This is a genomic window from Paenibacillus sp. CB74, from assembly GCF_055687625.1.
In genome coordinates, this window is the sequence record NZ_JBVMUS010000002.1 from 85,000 (window position 1) to 106,480 (window position 21,481).

At 38.1% G+C, this 21,481-nt stretch carries 24 protein-coding genes; 22 read left to right on the forward strand and 2 right to left on the reverse strand.

Annotated elements, in window-relative coordinates; genetic code table 11:
• Nucleotides 1-117: 117 nt before the first annotated feature.
• From ACX9NY_RS30665 to ACX9NY_RS30750, 18 genes are all read left to right on the forward strand, one after another.
• Nucleotides 118-1,755: a DNA cytosine methyltransferase gene (locus ACX9NY_RS30665; RefSeq protein ID WP_472480012.1), complete on the forward strand. Its 1,638-nt coding sequence runs from the start codon at nt 118-120 to the stop codon at nt 1,753-1,755.
• Between the two features lie 508 nt (nt 1,756-2,263).
• Nucleotides 2,264-2,758 (forward strand): hypothetical protein, encoded by a 495-nt coding sequence (locus ACX9NY_RS30670; RefSeq protein ID WP_472480014.1) that lies wholly within the window; start codon nt 2,264-2,266, stop codon nt 2,756-2,758.
• Between the two features lie 704 nt (nt 2,759-3,462).
• Nucleotides 3,463-3,819, forward strand: a complete 357-nt coding sequence (locus ACX9NY_RS30675) for a hypothetical protein (RefSeq protein ID WP_472480016.1) — start codon at nt 3,463-3,465, stop codon at nt 3,817-3,819.
• Between the two features lie 25 nt (nt 3,820-3,844).
• Nucleotides 3,845-4,036, forward strand: coding sequence for a hypothetical protein (locus tag ACX9NY_RS30680; RefSeq protein ID WP_472480018.1), 192 nt, complete (start codon nt 3,845-3,847; stop codon nt 4,034-4,036).
• Between the two features lie 347 nt (nt 4,037-4,383).
• On the forward strand, nt 4,384-5,130 hold the full coding sequence (locus ACX9NY_RS30685; protein ID WP_472480020.1) for a hypothetical protein: 747 nt from the start codon (nt 4,384-4,386) through the stop codon (nt 5,128-5,130).
• Nucleotides 5,131-5,418: 288 nt separating this feature from the next.
• Nucleotides 5,419-5,901 (forward strand): hypothetical protein, encoded by a 483-nt coding sequence (locus ACX9NY_RS30690; protein WP_472480022.1) that lies wholly within the window; start codon nt 5,419-5,421, stop codon nt 5,899-5,901.
• Nucleotides 5,902-5,928: 27 nt separating this feature from the next.
• Nucleotides 5,929-6,261 carry a hypothetical protein gene (locus ACX9NY_RS30695; protein ID WP_472480024.1) on the forward strand — a complete coding sequence of 111 codons (333 nt, stop codon included), beginning with the start codon at nt 5,929-5,931 and terminating at the stop codon, nt 6,259-6,261.
• 48 nt (nt 6,262-6,309) lie between these two features.
• The gene (locus ACX9NY_RS30700) at nt 6,310-6,678 is read left to right on the forward strand and encodes a hypothetical protein (protein ID WP_472480026.1); all 369 of its coding nucleotides are present in this window, start codon (nt 6,310-6,312) and stop codon (nt 6,676-6,678) included.
• A gap of 723 nt (nt 6,679-7,401) precedes the next feature.
• On the forward strand, nt 7,402-8,022 hold the full coding sequence (locus ACX9NY_RS30705; RefSeq protein WP_472480028.1) for a hypothetical protein: 621 nt from the start codon (nt 7,402-7,404) through the stop codon (nt 8,020-8,022).
• Between the two features lie 957 nt (nt 8,023-8,979).
• Nucleotides 8,980-9,354: a hypothetical protein gene (locus ACX9NY_RS30710; RefSeq protein WP_472480030.1), complete on the forward strand. Its 375-nt coding sequence runs from the start codon at nt 8,980-8,982 to the stop codon at nt 9,352-9,354.
• Nucleotides 9,355-9,719: 365 nt separating this feature from the next.
• Nucleotides 9,720-10,088 carry a hypothetical protein gene (locus tag ACX9NY_RS30715; protein WP_472480032.1) on the forward strand — a complete coding sequence of 123 codons (369 nt, stop codon included), beginning with the start codon at nt 9,720-9,722 and terminating at the stop codon, nt 10,086-10,088.
• A gap of 197 nt (nt 10,089-10,285) precedes the next feature.
• Nucleotides 10,286-11,497: a hypothetical protein gene (locus ACX9NY_RS30720; RefSeq protein ID WP_472480034.1), complete on the forward strand. Its 1,212-nt coding sequence runs from the start codon at nt 10,286-10,288 to the stop codon at nt 11,495-11,497.
• Between the two features lie 241 nt (nt 11,498-11,738).
• On the forward strand, nt 11,739-12,494 hold the full coding sequence (locus ACX9NY_RS30725; protein ID WP_472480036.1) for a SprT-like domain-containing protein: 756 nt from the start codon (nt 11,739-11,741) through the stop codon (nt 12,492-12,494).
• A 28-nt stretch (nt 12,495-12,522) separates the two neighbouring features.
• Complete coding sequence (locus ACX9NY_RS30730; protein WP_472480038.1) at nt 12,523-12,888, forward strand: hypothetical protein; 366 nt, start codon at nt 12,523-12,525, stop codon at nt 12,886-12,888.
• Nucleotides 12,889-12,931: 43 nt separating this feature from the next.
• The gene (locus tag ACX9NY_RS30735) at nt 12,932-13,165 is read left to right on the forward strand and encodes a hypothetical protein (protein ID WP_472480040.1); all 234 of its coding nucleotides are present in this window, start codon (nt 12,932-12,934) and stop codon (nt 13,163-13,165) included.
• A 206-nt stretch (nt 13,166-13,371) separates the two neighbouring features.
• The gene (locus tag ACX9NY_RS30740) at nt 13,372-13,749 is read left to right on the forward strand and encodes a helix-turn-helix domain-containing protein (protein ID WP_264932382.1); all 378 of its coding nucleotides are present in this window, start codon (nt 13,372-13,374) and stop codon (nt 13,747-13,749) included.
• 462 nt (nt 13,750-14,211) lie between these two features.
• A complete protein-coding gene (locus tag ACX9NY_RS30745; protein WP_472480042.1) occupies nt 14,212-14,508 on the forward strand; it encodes a hypothetical protein in 297 nt (98 codons plus the stop codon).
• Between the two features lie 184 nt (nt 14,509-14,692).
• Nucleotides 14,693-14,986, forward strand: coding sequence for a hypothetical protein (locus tag ACX9NY_RS30750; protein WP_472480044.1), 294 nt, complete (start codon nt 14,693-14,695; stop codon nt 14,984-14,986).
• Between the two features lie 795 nt (nt 14,987-15,781).
• Here ACX9NY_RS30750 and ACX9NY_RS30755 read toward each other — a convergent pair.
• Nucleotides 15,782-16,660: a hypothetical protein gene (locus ACX9NY_RS30755; protein ID WP_472480046.1), complete on the reverse strand. Its 879-nt coding sequence runs from the start codon at nt 16,658-16,660 to the stop codon at nt 15,782-15,784.
• Between the two features lie 396 nt (nt 16,661-17,056).
• Here ACX9NY_RS30755 and ACX9NY_RS30760 point away from each other — a divergent pair, with 396 nt between their 5' ends.
• Genes ACX9NY_RS30760 through ACX9NY_RS30770 form a run of 3 tightly spaced genes read left to right on the forward strand, consistent with a single transcriptional unit; the run spans nt 17,057 to nt 20,148 of the window.
• Complete coding sequence (locus tag ACX9NY_RS30760; RefSeq protein WP_472480048.1) at nt 17,057-18,670, forward strand: hypothetical protein; 1,614 nt, start codon at nt 17,057-17,059, stop codon at nt 18,668-18,670.
• A 34-nt stretch (nt 18,671-18,704) separates the two neighbouring features.
• Nucleotides 18,705-19,121, forward strand: a complete 417-nt coding sequence (locus ACX9NY_RS30765; protein ID WP_472480050.1) for a hypothetical protein — start codon at nt 18,705-18,707, stop codon at nt 19,119-19,121.
• 49 nt (nt 19,122-19,170) lie between these two features.
• Nucleotides 19,171-20,148, forward strand: coding sequence for a site-specific integrase (locus ACX9NY_RS30770; protein ID WP_472480052.1), 978 nt, complete (start codon nt 19,171-19,173; stop codon nt 20,146-20,148).
• 227 nt (nt 20,149-20,375) lie between these two features.
• On the opposite strand, the gene ACX9NY_RS30775 is transcribed toward ACX9NY_RS30770, so the two are convergent.
• The gene (locus ACX9NY_RS30775; protein WP_472480054.1) at nt 20,376-20,714 is read right to left on the reverse strand and encodes a hypothetical protein; all 339 of its coding nucleotides are present in this window, start codon (nt 20,712-20,714) and stop codon (nt 20,376-20,378) included.
• Between the two features lie 173 nt (nt 20,715-20,887).
• On the opposite strand from ACX9NY_RS30775, the gene ACX9NY_RS30780 reads away from it, so the two are divergent.
• Nucleotides 20,888-21,475 carry a hypothetical protein gene (locus ACX9NY_RS30780; RefSeq protein ID WP_472480056.1) on the forward strand — a complete coding sequence of 196 codons (588 nt, stop codon included), beginning with the start codon at nt 20,888-20,890 and terminating at the stop codon, nt 21,473-21,475.
• The last annotated feature ends 6 nt before the right edge of the window (nt 21,476-21,481 follow it).

Genomic DNA, 21,481 nt, shown 5'->3' on the forward strand with positions numbered 1-21,481 from the left:
CGTTTTTTTATTTTTCAAATATATCTTTGGAAATTCGACCCCAATCTACTTTAAATGACAAACTATATTGTAGCTAGTCTAATCTAGCTTATATCTATCAATAGGAGAGCTCAGACTATGCTACAAGAAATTATTGTCGATAACTTCGCCGGTGGAGGGGGAGCTTCCACTGGTATGGAATTAGCATTAGGATACAGCCCACACATTGCTATCAATCATGATAAGGCCGCTATTGCAATGCATAAAGTAAACCATCCTGATACCGAACACTACTGTGGATCAGTTTGGGACGCTAATCCTCGAGAGCTAGTTAGAGGCCGCCCTGTAGGGTTAGTATGGTTCTCACCAGATTGCAAACATTTTAGCAAAGCAAAAGGTGGGAAGCCGGTAGAGAAAGAAATTCGTGGGCTTGCTTGGGTAGCAGTACGTTGGGCCGCCACAGTTAAGCCAAGAGTGATCATACTGGAAAACGTTGAAGAATTTACGACTTGGGGTCCGCTGACGAAAGATGGATATCCGGATAAGCAGAAGAAAGGTAAAACGTTCAAATCTTTTGTGAATGCATTTAAGCGCCTTGGTTATGATGTGGAGTGGAAGGAACTGCTAGCATGTGACTATGGAGCACCGACAAGCCGCAATCGCTTCTTTCTGATTGCGCGTAATGACGGAAGAGCAATCGTTTGGCCAAAACCAACTCATGGTAATCCAGAAAGCGAAGAGTTTAAATCTGGAAATTTGAAACCATGGCACCCTGCAGCAGAAATAATAGATTGGACAATTCCTGCCACATCGATCTTTGATACCTCAGAAGAAATAAAAGAAAATTACGGAGTTAGAGCCGTACGTCCTTTAGCAGATAATACATTAAGCCGAATCGCTAGAGGAATACAGAAGTTCATTATTGAAGATCCAAACCCTTTTGTTATGCCTTATACAATCACTAATTCAGATTTTGATAGATCAGAGGATATTCAAGCATTTATAGAATCTTACATGAATAAAAGTAATTCGGGTTTATTGACTCCTTTTATCGCAAGGATAGGCCAAACGGGATATGCAAAAGATCGATTGCAATATAGAATCACAGATCCTTTAACCACCATTACATCAAAAGCAGAGCATCTGCTTATTACTCCTATTCTTGGTGTGAACACATCCGGTCATCCTGGTAGTTCAGCTTTGGAGCCTTTACGCACAATTACGACGGGCACTCAGCACATGCTAATCTACCCAACCCTAGCAAAATCCGATACTCCACCCGTTCACGAAACATTAGTGGCCACTCATATCATAAAGATGCGCGGCAAAAATATCGGTCAACCACTTAAGAAACCGATTCAAACGATTACAGCGGGTGGCACCCACTTTGGAAAAGTACAGACTTTTTTACAGAGATACTATGAAAGCTGTGTTGCAAAAGGGCAGAACCCCACCTTTGATAAGAAAAAACTCGGTTTGGTTAACATCCATGGTGTTGAATACCGAATTATTGATATCCGTATGAGGATGCTTAAATCTAGAGAATTGTTTAGAGGCCAAGGTTTTCCTGAAGAATACATTATTGATAGAGATCTAAACGGAAAGAAAATAAGTGAAAGTGATCAAGTTGCTCGTTGTGGTAATGCCGTACCTCCACCATTCGCTAAAGTATTAGTACAGGCTAATGTGCCAGAACTTTGTATGGGATCAGGCAACAGGTTAACGATTGAAAAATACGCACAAAGGGAACCTGGACAGATGGCGTTCAGCATGTAGGAGTACAAGATATATTAATCCCTTCGTGGCCACATTTAAGAATTGTAATCAATAAAGATAGAGCAGTCGAATGATTTACAGAGTGGAGAACCGACTTATTTTAAGTAGAATTCGTCAAAAATTCCCTTCTTACATCGATTATTGTATGGTAATCGTAAATCCCTACGCTAATGAGTTTGCTTGACTGGAAGCAACTGATGGCTTGTAAGAGGAACAGAGAGGGGAGAGGAAACCCTTTACCTGATTAATTAAGTTGTCCGATTTCCCTTGGTACCACAAACTATGGATTCTACCTATGAGTGTTAATCGTTGTGGTTTATCAATGGAGAAACCATAAAATTAAGGGTTGAACTAACCAAAACATGAACAATATACACTCTATCGTGGTGAATGGGTTATGCAGTTGCAATCCCTAGGTCTGATAATCAGGTAGTACTCTTTATGTGATGGAATATTGCATAATGCACAGATAGACTCAAAATGCAGCACCTATAGGAGGACATATAAGATGACGCAAGAAGCAATATTGTTCACTAGAGAGCAAGTGCTGGAGATGGAGCCGCTAGAACTTGGAATAGAGGTGGCTCAACATATATTCAGAGCGAACGTGATTAGAAAGGAAGATTGCCCAGATTCCAGATTATTGATTGGGCACTTCGGTTATAAAGCATGGCAACCCCTATCCGGTGAGCGTTGGGAAAATGCTTCATGGCGGAACAGTGATGAAAATGCTTGGTTGGATTGCCCAAGGTATGGAGAGGACATTTCAGCCACATGGAAAATGCAATCGGTCCTAGATCAAGACCCCAAGATTCGAGAGCAATACGCGATTGAGTTACAGAATGTATTAGAACTGAACTTGATTGAAACAACACCTACTTTGGATAGCATCTATCAAATTGTCCACGCAACTCCTGCACAGCGGTGTAAAGCAGCTTTACTAACTTTTCTGAAGTTAAATCTCATCAGAAAGCAGAAAGTGAATAAAGTACCTTTCTGCTGAATTTCAATCTCTACTAGGGAGGCATAGTATGACCTGGTTAATTCACTTTAGTATTTATGGTATCGTTAGCAACTTCTCAATACCCAGATTTAATAAACCATCTTGGTACGGTTTTGTACACTCTCATCCCACAAATAAATATGACAATAATGACCACATAAGAATACATTGTAGGCCAAAATCTCGTGCGCTGAAGAGAATATCCTTAGATGACAAACAAGCGAAAACATACCGGTTACCGGCTTTGAAACATTTCTCAGCTAGCCTTAAGAGATCTATTAATTGAAAATAGGAGGGATAGACGTGCCGAGGATACTGCCTTGGATATGCGTTACTTGTGGTAACAAGTGGGTAGACAATCTTTTAGTCTGCTGGGTAAACTGTCCGGAGTGTGAAGGTGAGTCTCAACATGAATCGGTTAGGGAGCTCAAAGATAATGATGTTTGGTATACCGAAGATTAATTGGTCGAAGACGTCCAAGACAACCGAAATAGAAATACTAATCGGTCGGTAGATAAATTTCTCTTTTGGCATCGATTATTATATGGTATTCGTAATCGAGATCCCTCACTGGATAAGAGAGGGATTTTTCTTTGGAATTATAAAATAAAACGCTGCAAATTCGATTTTAACATCCTAACCTGACAGACTATGAGTAGTAAATATATCTAGTCTTCAAACTGAAAAAGGTGAGGTGTACAGCAGTGAAAATAAACTTTGGGTTGTCCGGATTTTTAGCTCCAGATGGACAGTTTTTCGAATGCAAGTACCAAGAACATCAACGCTTGGCCTCCAAACTTGTAGTGGAGTACAAGATCCAGTTTCACGGAAGCAGCAATGAGATACCTTCTTTTATTAAATTCGGTTGTCATCCATGGGTTGGTAAAGAAGGTGATGGAGGTTGTCACTGTTTCATTTGGGAAGAGCCTACAGAAGAGCAATTGAATTTCATTAGAAGCAACTTTGAAAGAATGACTAAGCAACAACAGCTTAGTGTTCTAAGAGATCTAAATTCCTTTAACCTTGACGTTAAACAATTGGATGCACTGTACTCCGGATAAATAACTACCAAAGGAGGTATTTAACATGATTGAGCACCTTAAAAAAGCAGAAATTAAGCAACCCGGTTCAAATCCCTGGAAAAAAGTTTTAAAACGGCCTATCTATACCGAGGGAACGAAATTCTATATTCGTGAAAAAGGGTTTAATAGTGTTGTAATAAACCGCCGCCAATATCGTGAAGTCAAAAAAGTATTAGATACCTGGTTTTTAATATGAGAGTGGAGGGAGCTGTTATATTATTTTACGCCTCCCACCTACTAGTAGGAGTGAATAAACAAGGTGGAACCTTCAGCTATTAAAAGACATAGAACATATATGGGTAAGAGCGGGCTTAAAAGAAGGGTGACTCGCTTCCGTATCTGTGGAGTAGATGGGTCAGGACTATTTGGAGATATTTTTTATATCCCGATCGATCGCAACGGAAAGGAAAAGAAAGAGAAGTCATGCTACTCAGGGAACTTCGCAAAATGGGCGGTACGTGTAGTTACCACTGAATCGAGTGAAAAGTAAGGTTGTCACATTCACTCTTCTACATTTTCATAGTTTTTAAAGGGGGAACTGCATTGAAAGAAACTGAGTTATTTGCTCCTGTGAAGGCTTGGTTAGAACATGGAGGAAGTATTGTGTATTCAGAAATACAACCCCACAGGGGCACATTAAGACGGGCTGACGTACTCGGTCTTCATGGTGATATTGTCACTGTTGTTGAACTCAAAAAGTCTCTTAACTTAGATGTAATGGGCCAGTGTGTAGAATGGGAACCCCACGCACATTTAATTTACGCAGCAGTACCAGAACCGATCCAACACAAGCGTATGAAGCTTTCTCATGGTAAACACATCCACAAGTTTGCCGAACGCATCATGCGCCAGTATGGAATAGGCTTATTATATGTTGGGGAAATGGGACAAGTTGAAATTGTATTACGTCCACGTTTAAACCGGCGGATCACTTCATTGCTCCCAGAAAGCATTAATGAGTATCACGAGAGTCTTTCACCTGAAGGGGGTACGAGTGGAGGAGGATATATCACTACATACCGAACAACGATGTTAAGGCTTCGTGAATTTCTTATGAGAATGCATGATCGTTATGATTCAGTCAGGCTCAAGTATTCAAAGGAGATCCAAGATGGGTGGACCCCGATGAATGTGATCCTGGACCAATGTACAACTCATTATTCTTCACCCAAATCCAGTTTAGGCACAGCCTTACTCAAATTTGAGAAAGATTGGTGTGAATCGACGATCATAAATCGGCGTAGGTATTATCGTGTTCGCCCAGAACTCGTTAATCATCCGTATTCATAATATCAGATATTCTCAAGACTAACGGGACTTACCTTGGTTAGACAAAATGTTGGATTGTCCTCATACAGCATTAATAAGTTGTCGGCAAGATCCTTGCTGGGTAATTGGCAATGTTCTGACCATGTGGACCAGTCATGTAAAACAAAGTTGTAAAAAAAGCCATCCTTATTTTCAATACCATAAACTATCATATACTCACCTCGAATCGAGTCTAAATGCACTAGAGAGACTTAGTCAATACATTAAAACCTATCGTTCAACCTTCGTCCGGAAAGGAGAAAGGAACAAATGAGTATATATGAAAACCCCGCTCTATATGCACGAAAGGTAAGGATCACAGAAAGGCTGGCACGTATCTGGTGCAATCATCAACTTAAACTACAAGCTGATGTAGAACTTGCCTCTATATGTCCTAAGTGTGGGAAGCCAACTTTGGAATCCGAAATGGGATGTTATGAGGAAGGGACTGAAGCTTATGTCTATTGTTCCAATGACACGATACCTTATGAAGATGACGGTACTATCCAACTGGGTGAATGTGATTATGTATCGGATGTGAGGGAAGAACACGTCCCTCTATCCAACTGGTACACCTTTGATCATTTACTTGCAATGCATAGCGGTATTATGGGTGAGGTAAGTGATTATGGCGGTCTAATTGAATGGTTTACTTCGGCTAAAAAGGATATTGAAGAGGTTGTAGTTCATCCCCCACCAGAGGAAATACCATTGGATCAGCAGGAGAGCTGCGTAGATCCTGGTTATGAATAAGGTTCATATATCGGACGGAGGGACCTAATGCTAACAAATATTTTTGTGATTTTACTATTTACATCGCTTCCTGTTTTAGTGGCTATTTTCGTATTATCTTTTAATGAGAAAAATCCAGTCAAACTTTCTTTATATAGATCTTCAATTATCAGGATAATACTTAGCATTCTATTAATCGGAGTTTGTTTTAGCTTGTATTTATGGAATCAAACCGTTCTTGATTATCAGTTAATGCAAGTCACCAAAAAGTTAGATGATATCCGTGTTCGCATGGTATTTACTGATGAAGTTTTAACATATTCCATTGTTGCTCTCTCTATATTTTTCATTAGCTTTATGATAGGTAGATCCAGGAGCTGATAAGTATTTAACACGCTTTAAACAAAGATTCTTAGGGAGGAATGCACTATGACACAGACAATCCGGAAACTGAAAATATCTGAGGTGTCCAGTGATGAGCATTTGAGTTATGAGGGTGCTAATTGCACATACCCTGTTGAAAGAGTAAGAGAGATGATTCGTAATGATGGAGATCTCGCACTCCATGATTGGCAAATATGTACGCCTACTACTTGGAGCCCTAATGCTGATCATATGATCAAGTGCTATATTGAGCAAGAACGCGAAGAGATGTATGAGGATTGGGATGTTGAGGTTGAAGGTAAAATCACCAAAGAAGACGTTGCTCAGCTCCAATCTGTGCTTGATAGGATGTTCGGTAAAAATCGATATTGGAAGTTTAGTGGCCCAGAAGTAATCATTGATTCATTGGATTAAAACAAGTTTCGGCTTGACCCCTTAATGAGGCAGGACACATATGCGGAAGAAACAGAAAACTCACCGTGTGATAGGATTCATCCCCTGTTGGGTGTATGCTGCTGCATTAAAAGAAAATTTGGGTGCAGATGGGAAGATGCGAACGAAAATCTGCACGTAACAACGTTTCATAAAGCAGAACATTGCGGAAATTTTCTGAAAAAGAAACACCCGAAAGGCAGTGTCCAGACCGTCTAAACACACTGGGAGAATATGAAAAGGTCCCTGGAAACTGATAACCGAAACATGTGGTTTAGGGGTATTCCCACGACAACATAATAACAATCTGATTCAGGCCCATCCTCCGACTCAAAATTCCTCTTTCTTCTTTTAGTCCGATTTCGATGCCACATAGCAAGAGGGGTTGCCGGTAGCACCTGAAGGAATTGATACAGATGATGGTTTTTACTCATTAATTTCTTCTGATCGCAGGCTTCACCGTCTGGGTACCGGACATAAAAGAAAAAGAAGATTGAGGCTGACGGCCCCTTACCAAGGAGGGATATACAGTTGCATCTGTCACTCAATGTGAATTGTGTGTGTGGAGCAAAGATGGCGATTCACCAAAAGAAATTCAGAATTCAACGGATGAACTTCGTTACTTTGATATAAATTGCGGATATTGTGAACGGCTGATTGGGAAATTTTCATTTGCACTTAATTTGAGGGAGGGAAAGAAAGGCTATGAGTAAACGTGTGTACAAGCTATTGGATGGGAGCGAACTGGTGGTATGTAAGGAATTCTTGGAGCTCCGTCAGAGCCCCAATGCACTTGCTGTTAAGGTTGATGGTAACAACGTAATTGATGATGTTTTGGCATTGGTTGATGTAGAAAATGTGGCTGTTCGAGAACTGGAGTATGCCAAGAAACAGGCAGGGATTTGGAATAACGAAGCTGTTCGACTCCGTATGGTGCTTGAAGAGAAAGAACGTGAAGGGGAAAACCACGTTAATCGACTTCGTAATGAACTTGTAGAAAAAGGGCATGAAGCAGAGCAATGGCGTAGTAAATACGAGTCAAAGCGTGCTTTGTTGAAGACCACGGACGAGAGTCGTAATGAACTTCATCGGATGTATAGAGAGGCGTTAGAGGCGGCACACGGGTTCCAGAAGGAGCTTGAAGAGTCACGGAAGATCAAATTCCCACGGCAACCAGGGGGCGAAGGTAGATGGGTGATAGATTATAGGCTATTGGAAAAGTTAGGTGTTGAAGTCCTAAGAGAATCAGACAATACGGTTGACATGGAGGATATCGAACGGCTGTTGCTTGTACTGGAAACAGTTTTGGGCCAGGAAGAAGAGTGAAACCATGAACCTGATCGATCCTGATGATTTCCCATGGTATCACAAAATATGGTTGATTCCGCTGGCGATAACCGTAATGGCAGTTCAATGGATACGAGATAAATTTAAAGGTTGAGGATGTCCTCTCCTTAGTAAGGGGATGTAACACACATGAGCTTCAATCCTTTTCGTTGGTGGCAATGGACGATAATTATAATCGGTATGTTGGTGTTCATTTATATCGCTTCAGAACCAATTCTAGAATCGATATTTTAGGGATATACCAAAGTTACAAATGATCTAATTGCGGAAAAAATTAGGGCTTGCTACCGTGGGAAAATATATAGCAAGCGAAACGCCTCAGATCGTATTGGAGTATTGCAAAAAAAGATTGGCCTGAACGAGATGGGATGATCCAGCCAATAACTTTATTAAATAGATAAAATTATTTGGAGGTGAGTATAAATTTGAAGCCGTTAAACAGGAAGTCAAGGCTCCAATGGTTAGAGAGTAAAAAGGGCTTGGATTATATAAAAGAAATGTATATGTTCACTGATAGGGAAGTTAAAAGGTGGTTCGATAGGGTATACCCACTATATAAAGATGATCCTCCCTTTTCGAGCGATACTTCTTCTGAGTTACCTGAATGCTTGGTATGTGAAAGTGAAGTGAGAATTACTTGGTCCTGCGCTTGCGGAGATAATGAATGTATCGTAGATCCTGATGATCCAGAACTAGAGGAACGATTAAAAGAGTATCATAAATAGTTTGGGTCAGTGACTATAAAGCACACTCTTGATATTTGAAATTAATTAACCTAATGAATTGATACTTCGCATTGTATCTCTAGAAGGCGAGGGTTCGAAGTTGAACCAACAAAAAGGGGGGACACGATGCTAATAGGACTACTTAAAATTTTAATAGTCGTGTTCACTCATGAGCATATCAATCGTTCATACGAGATAAGGAGTCTAATAGATGACACAAGCACTAAACGTTACAAAAGATCTTATCCTTGGATTAAAACCAGGATACGAATTAGATGCACTTGTGGGGAATTATATAGCCAACGATATGCCTCAAATCGTGTGGGAGTATGACACAAAAAAATGGCCTGATGGTGAAGTTAAAATGGTACGGCGAGAAATTTATCGAAATTTTTCCGAATCTATCTCTGATGCAATGGATGTCGAAAAAATAATGGGCTCAGAGGATTATCGCTCGCGCTATATAGAAACAATCACATGGTTCTACCTTGAAACACAAGGTGTGTGTGAAGTATACGACTTGATGCAAGCAAGTCCTGAAATGCGTTGTAAGGCTGCTCTGTTGGTCAAGTTTGATTTGTTTTAGAAGGTTTTCCACAGATTGAAGATATCCACCCTCTACGTAGTATAATTGAATAAACCAATTTCTAGAGGGAGTAGTAATCATGAGTGAAAAATTATCCAATTACATTAATAGCATTTCTCCTGGGGCAAGCCCGTCTTTGAAAGAAAAACTAAAAGATATTGAGTTTTTATAGATCAGTTCCGTGAGCCTGAACTTGCAGAAATTCGAGAGCTTTAGGGAAGAACGTTGCTAACATTGAAGGCTTCATGGAATCAGACAAGATCAGTGAACAAGATAAATTAGATGCTAAAGAGTGGAAGCGTCACAACGAAAGCGCACAAATTAAAATTAAAGAACACTTCAAATTTTAGGGAAGGAGCAGTTACTTGGATAGTGCGATGATGAATTTACTCTTGGAGCGAAGACATGGGGGGAAGCTAAAAATACTCCCCGAAGAAATTGAGCAGGTCTATTCAAGCCCGATACTAGATAAATTTATTGAAGAGTTTATTTTTATGAATGAATCACTCAATGGATATAATCACTATTCACGAAGTGACTCAGATGCAACAATGCTCCTGGATATAATCGAAGATATCGAAGTTCAGTTTCAGCTCACTTGGGACTCAACGGAAAAGGTTTATACATTTTATACAGGTAAACCTAATTCAAATATATTCAATGGTAAGGTCTCTGCCAATACATTTTCTCTTGTTATATGTAAAGCTATACTAATGATTAGATATTCAGATTGATGAAGTCAAAAGCAAATGTCGGCAGACCCCATGTTAGCATGTGCTAAACTCATGTAATAACAATTCAAATGGAGAACGACAAAACCCATGAATATGTTCACGGGTTTTTTGGTCTATCTAAATACCCTAGAACTACTCTATGCATAGGTAATATGATAAAGTATTTCAAACAATGCGAAAATGGAGGGACCCAGTAAATGACATTAATCATTGGTATTAAAGACGGTAATAGAGGTTGTCTAATAAGTGACTTTAGAATAACGAATGTCCGGACCGGTGACCAATCAGATATAGCGATGAAATACATTTCTTTTGACGACAGGCTATTCTTGACAATGGCAGGAAAGACAGTGGCTTTGCTACCTCAGATTCAGGAACAATTACCATCTATAATGAGAACTTTAACTTTTGAGAATGTTGATGATGAAGAAGGTCCACTTAAGAATGTGCTAGATATCGTCTTTAGAGGAAAACCAGCTTCATATGAATCCCCAATGATTGGAGTTTACTTAGATCAAGATTCAAACTCATTTAAGATGTTTCGAATTGATACACGTTTTGAACGCAGTAACAGTACCTGGTCTTTTAGTTATGTTCGTGATGCTGATTTTGAGTCTGAGATCATAGGGTCAGGAGAGATTTTATCGTTGCCAGAGTTCTTCCCTTCATTTGACCCACTAGGGTTATACAATCAATTTTCCATGGGCTTAAGCTTAAGATACTCAAACACTAAAAAAGCTATTAACGAGAACAACACCTATGATATTTCAACAATAACTAACGCTATAATTTCTAATGTTAAGACAAGACTTCGTTCGTTAGGTCCTTCAGTGTATCGCCTTCTAGGAATCAGTCCTGTGATGATGCCTGTTATCATTGAAAATGCTCATTTAAGGATTGAAGCCAGTGAATATGAAACGGGTTACTTTAACAATCAGGGCGAATATAAATTAGCAAACTACTCTATTGAGAGGAGAAGAGAAGGCGAAGCTATTCTGATAGACCATGATACTGGTACAAGAATCCCTGTGTACCCGACAAATAGTGATTTTTCGCCTTCAAATAACCAAAACGTTACCTTTGATCCTGAAAATCTCACAGCTGGCGATGAATATCGATACTTTCCTTTCACTATAAAGCAGGTAAGAACACACTCATCAATAATTCGTTCTGTAACCATGACGAGGTACTTACCTTACGGCAACAATGAGTTTCCAGTACGAGAAGTGATAAAGCGCCAGACACTTTCGACTAATATTTTTGATACATCACCTGTACCTGAGACACCTTTACTGACTTCTGTAGAAATAACAGAATGGAACCAGGTCGATCTGTTTAATACTGCTTGGCTAGAAGAGAAGTTAGGGCCGGCGAGTGATCTGTTTCGAATTGAAAATACGCCCTCATAATTGGAACTTCGATCTCTACTGAGTAACTTCCAGCGCACTTTCAAAAAAATGAAGAAGGCCGGCCTTGTCCCTCTATAACGGTCTTTTTCTTTGTAGTTTGTCGTTATACAATTTCAGCAACCTTTCTTCTCTCCTCACGACAGAAAAACCTTTCAAAATTAGTGATTTCACTCTCGTTATGCCATGCTTATCATAACGAGATCACTGATTTTTTGAATTGAAGATGAGGAGGAGCAACAACATGCCAAATGTATCAATCGATTGGCTAAACAATCATGCAAAAATCCTTGTGAGAAGGCATTGGGGGTTGAATCACATCCCTGCGATCGTAATCGATTTAGACCGTGACAGTCTAGATTGGGATAATTATGTTGGATACTACTGCAGTGACATTGAAACAATCGCATTCAATAGTCATGTGAATGCTAGAAGAAGTGAAAAGGCTATTAAGAGTACATTGTTACATGAGTTAGTGCATTGGTATCTACATATAACTGGAGAGAGGTTTAGTGATTCAGATGAGCGGTTTGCTAGGGAACTAATTCGAGTTGGATTAGGTAGAAAACATAATTCTGATGAACAATCTGTGTTGGCTGCAAAAGAAGCGTGGAAGCGAAAGAAGGATGAGCGTTTTGAGATTATTGAAGAAAACGAGGATGGTGTAATCACTGCACGGCTGAAGCATCATCGGAAAAACGTTGATGATTTTAAACAAGATTTAGCAAACACCTTAATTCGTGTTCACAATAACAGAGAAGATGATATTACAATTTATCCTGGTGATATTGCAGATAAGATGTGTGAGTGGTACGGATATAAAATGGAGCCAATTGCACAGATCGCAATAAGAGTAAGCAAGCAAGGCTGGAGTGGTGAAATTGGAGATCGAGATGACATTGCAGAAGTTCTTAGTCATCAACTAAACATGGATTACAGCGAGATAGATTTGAAATTGAACAATGATGAATCAGTTGAAGCCGCTGCCGAAGAATATTAAACAAAATCAATGTTTGGAGGTAGCAGTTATGAATTCAAGGGAATATGAAGAAAAGAAACAAAACCTTAGAAATTACTTTAATTCAGATAAGTTCAGAGAGAACGACATCGGTGAGCGTGTATATTACAAAGGAAGAAGAAACTTAAAAGAACTTAAGTATATTTTGGATTTGGTATTCGGAGATGATTACACGGTCATTACTGAAAGTCCTTTGAAGAACGAAACTGGTAAAATGATTGGTGGCTTTATCACATGTAAGATATATGTATCTGCTGATTTTAATGGTTTCCATCAAGGAACTGCAGGTGCATATGTTTATACCAGATTTAATTTAATTGAGAATGCATACTATCTTGAACAATCACAAACAATTGAAGGTTTGGACTTTTATTAAGTTTGAATAAAGATCAATTCAACCTTGGAGGGAGGGCGAGAAGGTGGCCAATCATACAAAAATCGTATTAGATTATCTTATGGCCGAGACACCATTCACAGTGAAACAGTCGTTTATTGATCGATTACATGAAATTAATGAAGGTTTTGAAACTGTTCCGGAGGAAGTGATAGATGCCTATCAAGAACTTACTAACTATGAACTATGGGAAATAATTCGAAAAGTGGCCTGTGAAGGTAAGAGACGAAATAAGGAAATTATTCCTGTTCAATTATAGAATAAGGTCTGTTGGCGTTCACCTGAAACCGAATTTTTTTTCGAAATACATCAGAACAAATAAATTGGAGCAGTAGCGTATTTGCTGCTGCTCCGTTTGAGCTGTTTTTATAACCTCTCGTAGAACCTTCTCTACCAGAACAGATTCTACACCTCAATCTCTTAAAAACAGAATGGGACCACAATATTTCATCAGAGGAGAATCAAATGACATTAGGAGAAAGATTGGCCACTTTGAGAAATACTAAAAATATGACCCAAGATGAACTAGCAAAGAGTTTAAAGATAGGTAAGTCTACTCTTGGAATGTATGAAACAAACAAAAGAGAACCCGACCTTAATACAATCGCATTATTAGCTGCATACTTTGAAGTTTCCATTGATTGGCTCATCACGGGTAAATCCTTTGATGAGAGCCGAACTTCTAAAGAATCCTCCATTATGGCTAGCAACATAATTAAGCATATTAGGAATGCTGAGGCTGATTATGATGTTGATCTTTTAAATGACTCTCTAGTGAACGAAATTATTCATCAGTTTATATTTAATCTGGCAAAGCTTAAGGCCAAGGTTCATCATTCATAAAAAGGAAACAACGCACAATAATACTCTCTTTTCAGAAAGAAAAATTGGGTCACACCTAGAGTGAGATTTCAGCATTGTCACCAATATGGACTCACACAAGCAAATCATTTACGAGTATCTTGGATACCAAACATAATTGAAATTTTACCACTCGTTCAGATTTTGTTATATTCACTGATGCTGGACTATTGTCTTTAGCAAATAAAATATTTCACAGTTACTACGCGGGTGCTCGAAATCAATCTACTTATTGGATAGGAGTGAATCGGTAATGGAATTTCAAAATTGCCTATACATGAATCTAGAAAGAACAAGAACTGTTCTATTTGCGAATCGGGAAAAAGAAGTGGCTTGAGCCGTTCTTCATTGGTGCTTTAAAAAAGGAAAGCATCCCAGTACGGGAGTCTGACATACGGCCTTTATTGCGCCATCCATCAAGTAGGTAGGAAGGAAAGTGTTTATATGAATGAACAAATAAACTCCGAGTTTGTGATGTTGGGACTTTTTGTAGGATTAACTATAGGTTTATTCTTCTCAGCATTAGTTGCTTTTTTAGCCGTCGCCTCTTATCACAAAAACCCGATTCGAACGATGAAAATTCTAATCAGACGCGGGGATGATGTTGAGCTTGAAGTGAATGAGATGCACCAAATATACAGAAAAGACAATGATGAGCACCTTGTGACGCGTTACAAAAAATATAATCAATTAATAGAGGTTACAACCTATAAATCAAAAGATCTTTTTAAAGATAATTGAACGTTTATCTATTCTTCAAGAAACTGCTCTTATGGGGTTAACCGTCTGTAATTAATGCCGGTCCCTATACATACCCTAGCATCCGGTAAACACTAGAGGAATAACACTCTGTTTAGTAATGTAACGTATTTTGCTTTGAAATTTAAAACTTGCTGGCTATCGATAAAGAAGAAGGGGTTAGATCATGGGGATTAAAAATTTATTTGTTCAAATTGTCCAGATAAACAAAGAGATTCGAGAAGAAAAATTTCATAAAGATCAAAATAAGGCATTTCAATTTATTCAATCGCTTACTCACGTAGAGAAAGAAGAACTATTAGCTGCGTTACTTATCGCTAGTGTTGAATATGACGGAGGCACTATTGATGAGTATCTCGAAGAGTTAGAAGAAAGGGTTTCGATTAAAAGAAAAACACGAAAATCCGAAGAAATACAAATGATGGACAACACTTCTATTACCAAGAATTATTATCACTAATCTGCATCTTCGTTCCACCGTATAAATCGTCGGACCCAAATTTATCTAATATTTAAAATTAAAATGAATAGTCACGCTAAGGCTGGAGGTAGTTTAATATGATTGATTCATGTAAGAAAAAGCTGATTGGATTCATAAGTAATCTCTCTTCTGTACAAAAAATTCTCCAAATTGCACTGATTTTATATGTAATAATATTACTATCTAATTATCCTGAGTATATTTTCAGTTTCATATTGGGAAGTGTCTCATCCTTTTTTGTAATATCGCAAGTCGAGAAATTTCAAACAAAAAGATTAATACAGAATTTAATTCTAAAAAAGAGTGAGTAAAGGGACACCAACATCAAGCCGATGAAATTGATAGGCTGCATAAGAAAAGTGAACGCCTACGGAATCGCTCTATGATCAGCCGGGGAGTGAGAAGCAATGGAAATATACTATCTCTATACGATATAACCACGTGTAGGAGGGGGTTATTGTGAGTGATTCAGTATACTTTTACCGATCCAAAAACAGCGTTACTCGGGGTTTGTATTATTCTGGTGATTATGTTTATCCTGGCTTATTGGTTAAGAAAACTTTAGGAAGATCCTAGCGAAGTAATTATGTGTATTATGGGTTTGGATATTGTGATTTATGTGGCCTGGATGATCACAATCTGGTATTGATTGGCGACGAAGAGGGTGGTAATGGAAGACATTTATTGATTATTCTTTAAGGTATTGAAACAAGAACCCACCAAATGGTGGGTTCATTATTTTAATTATTTGTGATGTTAACAGGATGAAATATTTTATTGTTTATCTTCTTGTTTGCTTTCTTTGGAAAAACTCTGCAGTAGTTCTTTTATAACAGCGTTGTGCTTTTGATTCAACTCTTCAATTGCTTTGTTGGTTATATCCTTCTCAGTGAGTAGAGCAGACCTCATCTCCATCCTTAATTCTTTCTCCTGCATTTCTAATTCCTTTTTATGATCCTCATCCTTCCTCTGCAGCTCTCTTATACTCTCTGAACTCAGTTTGCTTATTTCCTGAGACATCTTCTCCACATCAGCTCGTAGAGTGCTCTCAACCTCTTTAGAGGTAGCCATTTCACTAGCATGCTCAGAGACTAAGACACGAACTTCTTCTTTTAGTAATGATAATTCGTTCTCTGAAGCGATAAGCAATTGCACCCTCGTTTCTAAATTTTCAATCTTCTCATTTTTAAGCTGAATGTTTTCAGCGTTTGAAATGGTTACTTGATCAAAGTGGTTAATACGTTCATTTAATTCTTGGTTTTTCAACCGTACTTCATCAAGTTCATCGGACTGTTTCTTGGTCACCTTCTTTTGCTCGGCTAATTCTTCTCTTAGAGTTTTTAATTCATCCTCAAGCTTTTTTGTATCATCCTGGTTCTTATCTTTTACCTCATCAATCTGATCAGCTGCTCTTTGATGCTGTCGAATAACAATGTGATAGGCCCGATTAAAAACCTTTACTAGATCATCTAAGTCATTTTCTATGGACGGATCATTGGCTCTAATGTCATGGAGCATACTCAAATTCATTACAGACTTCAGCCACTCAGAGTCTTTGAAGCCAGAACCCTTGATAACATCGTTAATCTCCCTATAAAAATCTTCCTCAACTCTGAATCCCTTTATTTTTTCTTTTCTTTCCTCTTTATCCAAAACGATCTCCTCCAATTTAATGTTAACACATAATCCCTTATTTATAGGCATGTTAACGTGTTAACAAACATATTTAAGTTAACTATATCATAAAATGAGGAGGAAATTACTAGATACGAATGATATTCACGTGGTAGAATAGGGTTATCAAAGTAGGTTCCGATAAGATATAATTATCGGAACCTATTTTTGGGGTCTCATATGTAGAAAAAGAGGGAGGTGGTGTGCGTTGTCATAATTAGTGAGAATAATTTCTTGATTTTTGAGAGATGTATATGTGGTAGTACATGAATCTCACTTCATTATTCCCACAAAGAACATTATTGATACAGATCGGAAGGAAAATTAAATCTTGATCAAAAAATACATACACCAAATGAATGAGGGGTATTCAAAATGATTAATCCAGAAAAACATATTTTCACCTACGCAACATTCTCAGATTTTGCTGGGGAAAAGGCTGAGGTTGATTTGATAATTGAGAAAATTAGATCGTTGAACCTTGGTGGGATACTTATGATCTTATCGCAGATGACGTCTTCTAATAAAAGTCTGAAGAAGATTACTGGTGAGATGTTTCGAAAAGTAAACCAGGATGTTGGAAACCGTGACCTGTTGAAGTTCATTGAAGATAAAGAATTACACTCAGCCCAGGGATTATTCTATCTATGGAAGTGGGTGCTTGCCTATGGGGATCATAATAAAATATCGGAATCTGAAAACGTAATGATAGGTGTGAATCAAATAATTCATCTATGCATATTACTGTCGGACTACTTAGAAGATAGTGTTGATGAAGAATCTGTGAGTTACTCTGTTTTTTCTAATTCAACATTTAATACTAACAATGACTTAGGGTCTGACTTTGCACGTGCGTCTTTAATGTTTTCTGAAATCGCTAGTGACCCATCTCTATTCGAAGAAAAAGAGTATATTGATCTGTCTGGACAATTTCTTGAGCGATATGGATACTCTTTACAAGATTATTTCAGCGTTATACTTGGTCTCATTATTGGTTTTAAAACGAGCAATGTGATTAATCCTACATGGAATAAGAGTTTGAATTTATTTGAAAACACACAGTTATCCGATATAGCCCACTCTATAGTACGTGAACTATCATTCAGTTTAAGCGAAGGAGAAGAGTGGGCTGCTGGTTGTGTGAATGATCCTTGGGATTATTCACTCTTCAGAAGCAAACCATTGTTGTTATTAGAAAACCAAAACTTTTATCCTATCAGTACAAAGTTATTAAATGATGCAATATTTAGTGAGCTCTACTTTAAAATTAGACACGCTTTCCCTAGTGATAGTACACAAGTTATCAGTTTTTATGGAAGAGTATTTGAAAAGTATGTTGAGAAAATTACAATGGAAGCTGTGAAGAAAAAAGTTCAATACGGACTAAATTATCAGTTTATTGAAGAGTTCAGGTTTAAGCATAAACATAAAGGAGAGAAAAAGTCGCCCGATGTACTTATCAGACTAGGTGATACTCTCTTTGCAGTTGAGGCAAAAGTCTTTCGGTTAAAAATGGATTCGATGTTTGGCGTAAAAGATACGGTAGATAAAGACACTCAACGTATGGCAGTAAAACCAATAAAACAGTTGAATGAGCGATTAGAGCAGATTTTCGCCATCAACCACCCCTCCATTGAAGGCGTAAAGGAGATATATCTGATGTCAGTGACTTGGGGCCACTTTCCTACCCTTTACCCTTTTGAAAAGAAAATACAAAGTAATTTGCCTGACTTCAACTTACCCGTTAAAGGCCACTTTCATTTAGATATTGAAGAGTACGAAATGTTAATGGAATTGATCTCAAGAAAGAATGCCAGACCTCTTTTCCACTATCTCGAGAATAAGACAAGGCTTGCCCCAAATATGCCTTTTAAAAACTATCTATTCGATAGCAGTCTGCATCCGAGACGTATGGCGTATCTTACGGATAAGCTCAAAATTGAGCTCAATCGCTGCAGAGACCACTTATATAGAGATAGAACACAATAAATTCTTCAACCATTAATACCAAAGGGTGAAAGCGATGAACCAATTAACAATTAAAGAAATACTCACATTATCCGGAGTCCATCCGGAACCTTCACATTATTCTGGGCGACCAGCAACATTATCTGATCTGAACAGCAAGATCTTAGATAAAATTTATCGAGGCATTGCTGAGAACATAAGTAAAGAGGCGGCGCATAATTATCTGCAGCTTGTTGATGAACTGGAATATCTTTCAGCAACTGCTTTCTTAAAAGTGATCTATAGATTGGAACAAAATGAATGGAAATTCGATTATAAATTGGCCCAAAATAATAGTAATATTGCCTTTACTTCTCCTGGAACAATGTTCGGTACGTTCGGATCTAGACTGGAACAATCCAACAGGGGTAGAAACGATGTCACTATAGATATTAAGCGAGAGTTTCTCAGAAATCATGGCATTAAAATTTGAAACTTATTAATTATTATGTAAAGCGATATGTAAATAAGTAGGAGGTTTCATGGAAAGAGATATAATACCACGTTCTGGGACGAATTTAGAGCAGGCAGAGGGTACGCTAGAGATCCTATTGAAGATGTCTACTGCATTTATCGAAAAGTCAAAATCTACATCAACCCGTAAATCCTATCAATCGGACTGGTCTCATTTTGTAGATTGGTGTACAAGGTTTGAACTTCCATATATGCCGACAACTAATGAAACCTATGCTTTGTATCTTTCGAGTATGGTTCTGGATGGTTTAAAAGCAAGTACGATTCAGCGCAGAATGAGTTCAATTGCTCAGGCTCATTATGCGAAGAATTTCGATACGCCATCGACAAAATTAATAAAGGAAGTTTGGTCAGGTATAAAAAAAGAAATTGGGACCTATCAAGAAGGGAAACAACCAATTCTTATCGAAACGTTGCTCGAAATGCTGAAATTAGCCCCTGCCAATATGAAGGGAAGCCGAGATAAGGCCTTGCTCCTAATCGGTTTTGTTGGGGCTTTCCGTAGAAGTGAACTTGTTAACTTAGATGTTTCTGATTTTAGATTAAGTAAGCAAGGATACACTGTACGAATAAAGTACTCAAAAACGGACCAGGAAGGAAAAGGTGAGTTTGTTGCTATCCCTTACGGTCAAAGTCAAGATACGTGTCCCGTGTTAGCAATACAGAATTGGCTTAATGTATCTAGTATTGAGTCTGGGCCGGTCTTTAGAGCCATAAACAAAATTGGCCATTTATCAGAGAAGAGGCTCTCTGATAAATCGGTCGCTTTGATCGTCAAACGTTATGTAGAAGCTGTAGGCCTCGATCCAGCCATGTACGCTGGGCACAGCCTAAGAAAAGGATTCGCTACCACTGCTGCAATGAGAGGGAGTAGTGAACGGTCTATTAAAGAGCAAACTCGACATAAATCAGACGCGATGCTTCGGAGATATATAGTCAATGCCACGTTATTTATGGAGAATGCTGCTAATGATTTAGGACTCTAACCAATGCTGGAAGACAACTTGTATCTAAGGCTAGGAACATCATGTGAAAGCATGTTGTCTCTAGCCTTTTTCATTTTATAGATTAAAGTGCTAAAGTAGTTTGTAGTTTCAAGAAAAGTATCCCTCTGGATCTGCCTTGACCAGAATGAAAGGTAAATTAAAGCAGATTAACCTCATTCAGATCATTTATGTTACTCCACTTCTTATCACTCTTAGATTCTACTTTATTAATATAGTATGTGGGCAAATTTGTTTTTGTCTTGTTTATGAGTACCAAATCCTTTAAGAACATAATCGTAACCACCACTTTTATTTTGTTTAATATCATGGATTAAGTGAGACTGGTGGTCTTGCTTCAAAAATATATCTTGAGTTGTAACCTCGTCTGGGAACTTCCGCACGATCTCTTGATCCAGTATTGGAGCATCAATAATAACTCGTTGCTCACAATGAATACATGTCCATTTGTCTGTGACTTCTGTGTCTTCCAAGTCTTTGTCACACTCCCTACACCTATATGTCTCATTTTCAAAACTATTAGTAAACATCATTCTTATTCTACTCATAAAATCCACTCCTTTATTTATCCATTCTATACTAATTTTCCATTCAATATCTACGGCGTACCCATTCATTTCGGAGTTATCAATCAAAGAGTGCTCATTACTCGATTCTTATAACAGTTGATATAATTCTAAAATGCTTAACAACTAATCAAAGATACATATGGGGGTCTCAGATGACTAGAGAAGAAGTAATTAGTACCTTTCCGGTAACTAAAGATTTAGACATTGGTATTTATGCATACTTAATGCCTCTTGCAGTTATTCTAATCATAGGATCGGTTATTTTTCGTATTGAAAAGAAAAACAGGCTAAGTTTAGGTACTTGCATTGCATCATCGACTATTGCACTGATCATCATAATTTCTTTTGCTACTGCTATAGCCCCGCAACTCAGCATTATGAATGGTGAGAAACGCGACCAATGGTATGCTGATATCTTTACGCCTTATATTGAAAACCTGGAACAGAAGAAAGTTTCGATTATTGATAAAATGTGGACTGAAGAAGCGAGATTATCCGTTATTTTAGATGTCACTGCTAAGAGAAAAATCTACTCAGGTAACACCGATTTTTCATTCTATGAGCCATCTGACCCAGAAGATCTGGGTTATGCAGTGATAAGAGACCTTGGCGATTTAAATGATTTCCCTGAAGAAGCTTTTTACTTACTACGTTCTCATAATAAGATTAATAGGATTGAAATCTTGGAATTATACCTGCCGAAAAAACCAATAAAAAGGACCGACCGAACCCCAGAATAGTAATAC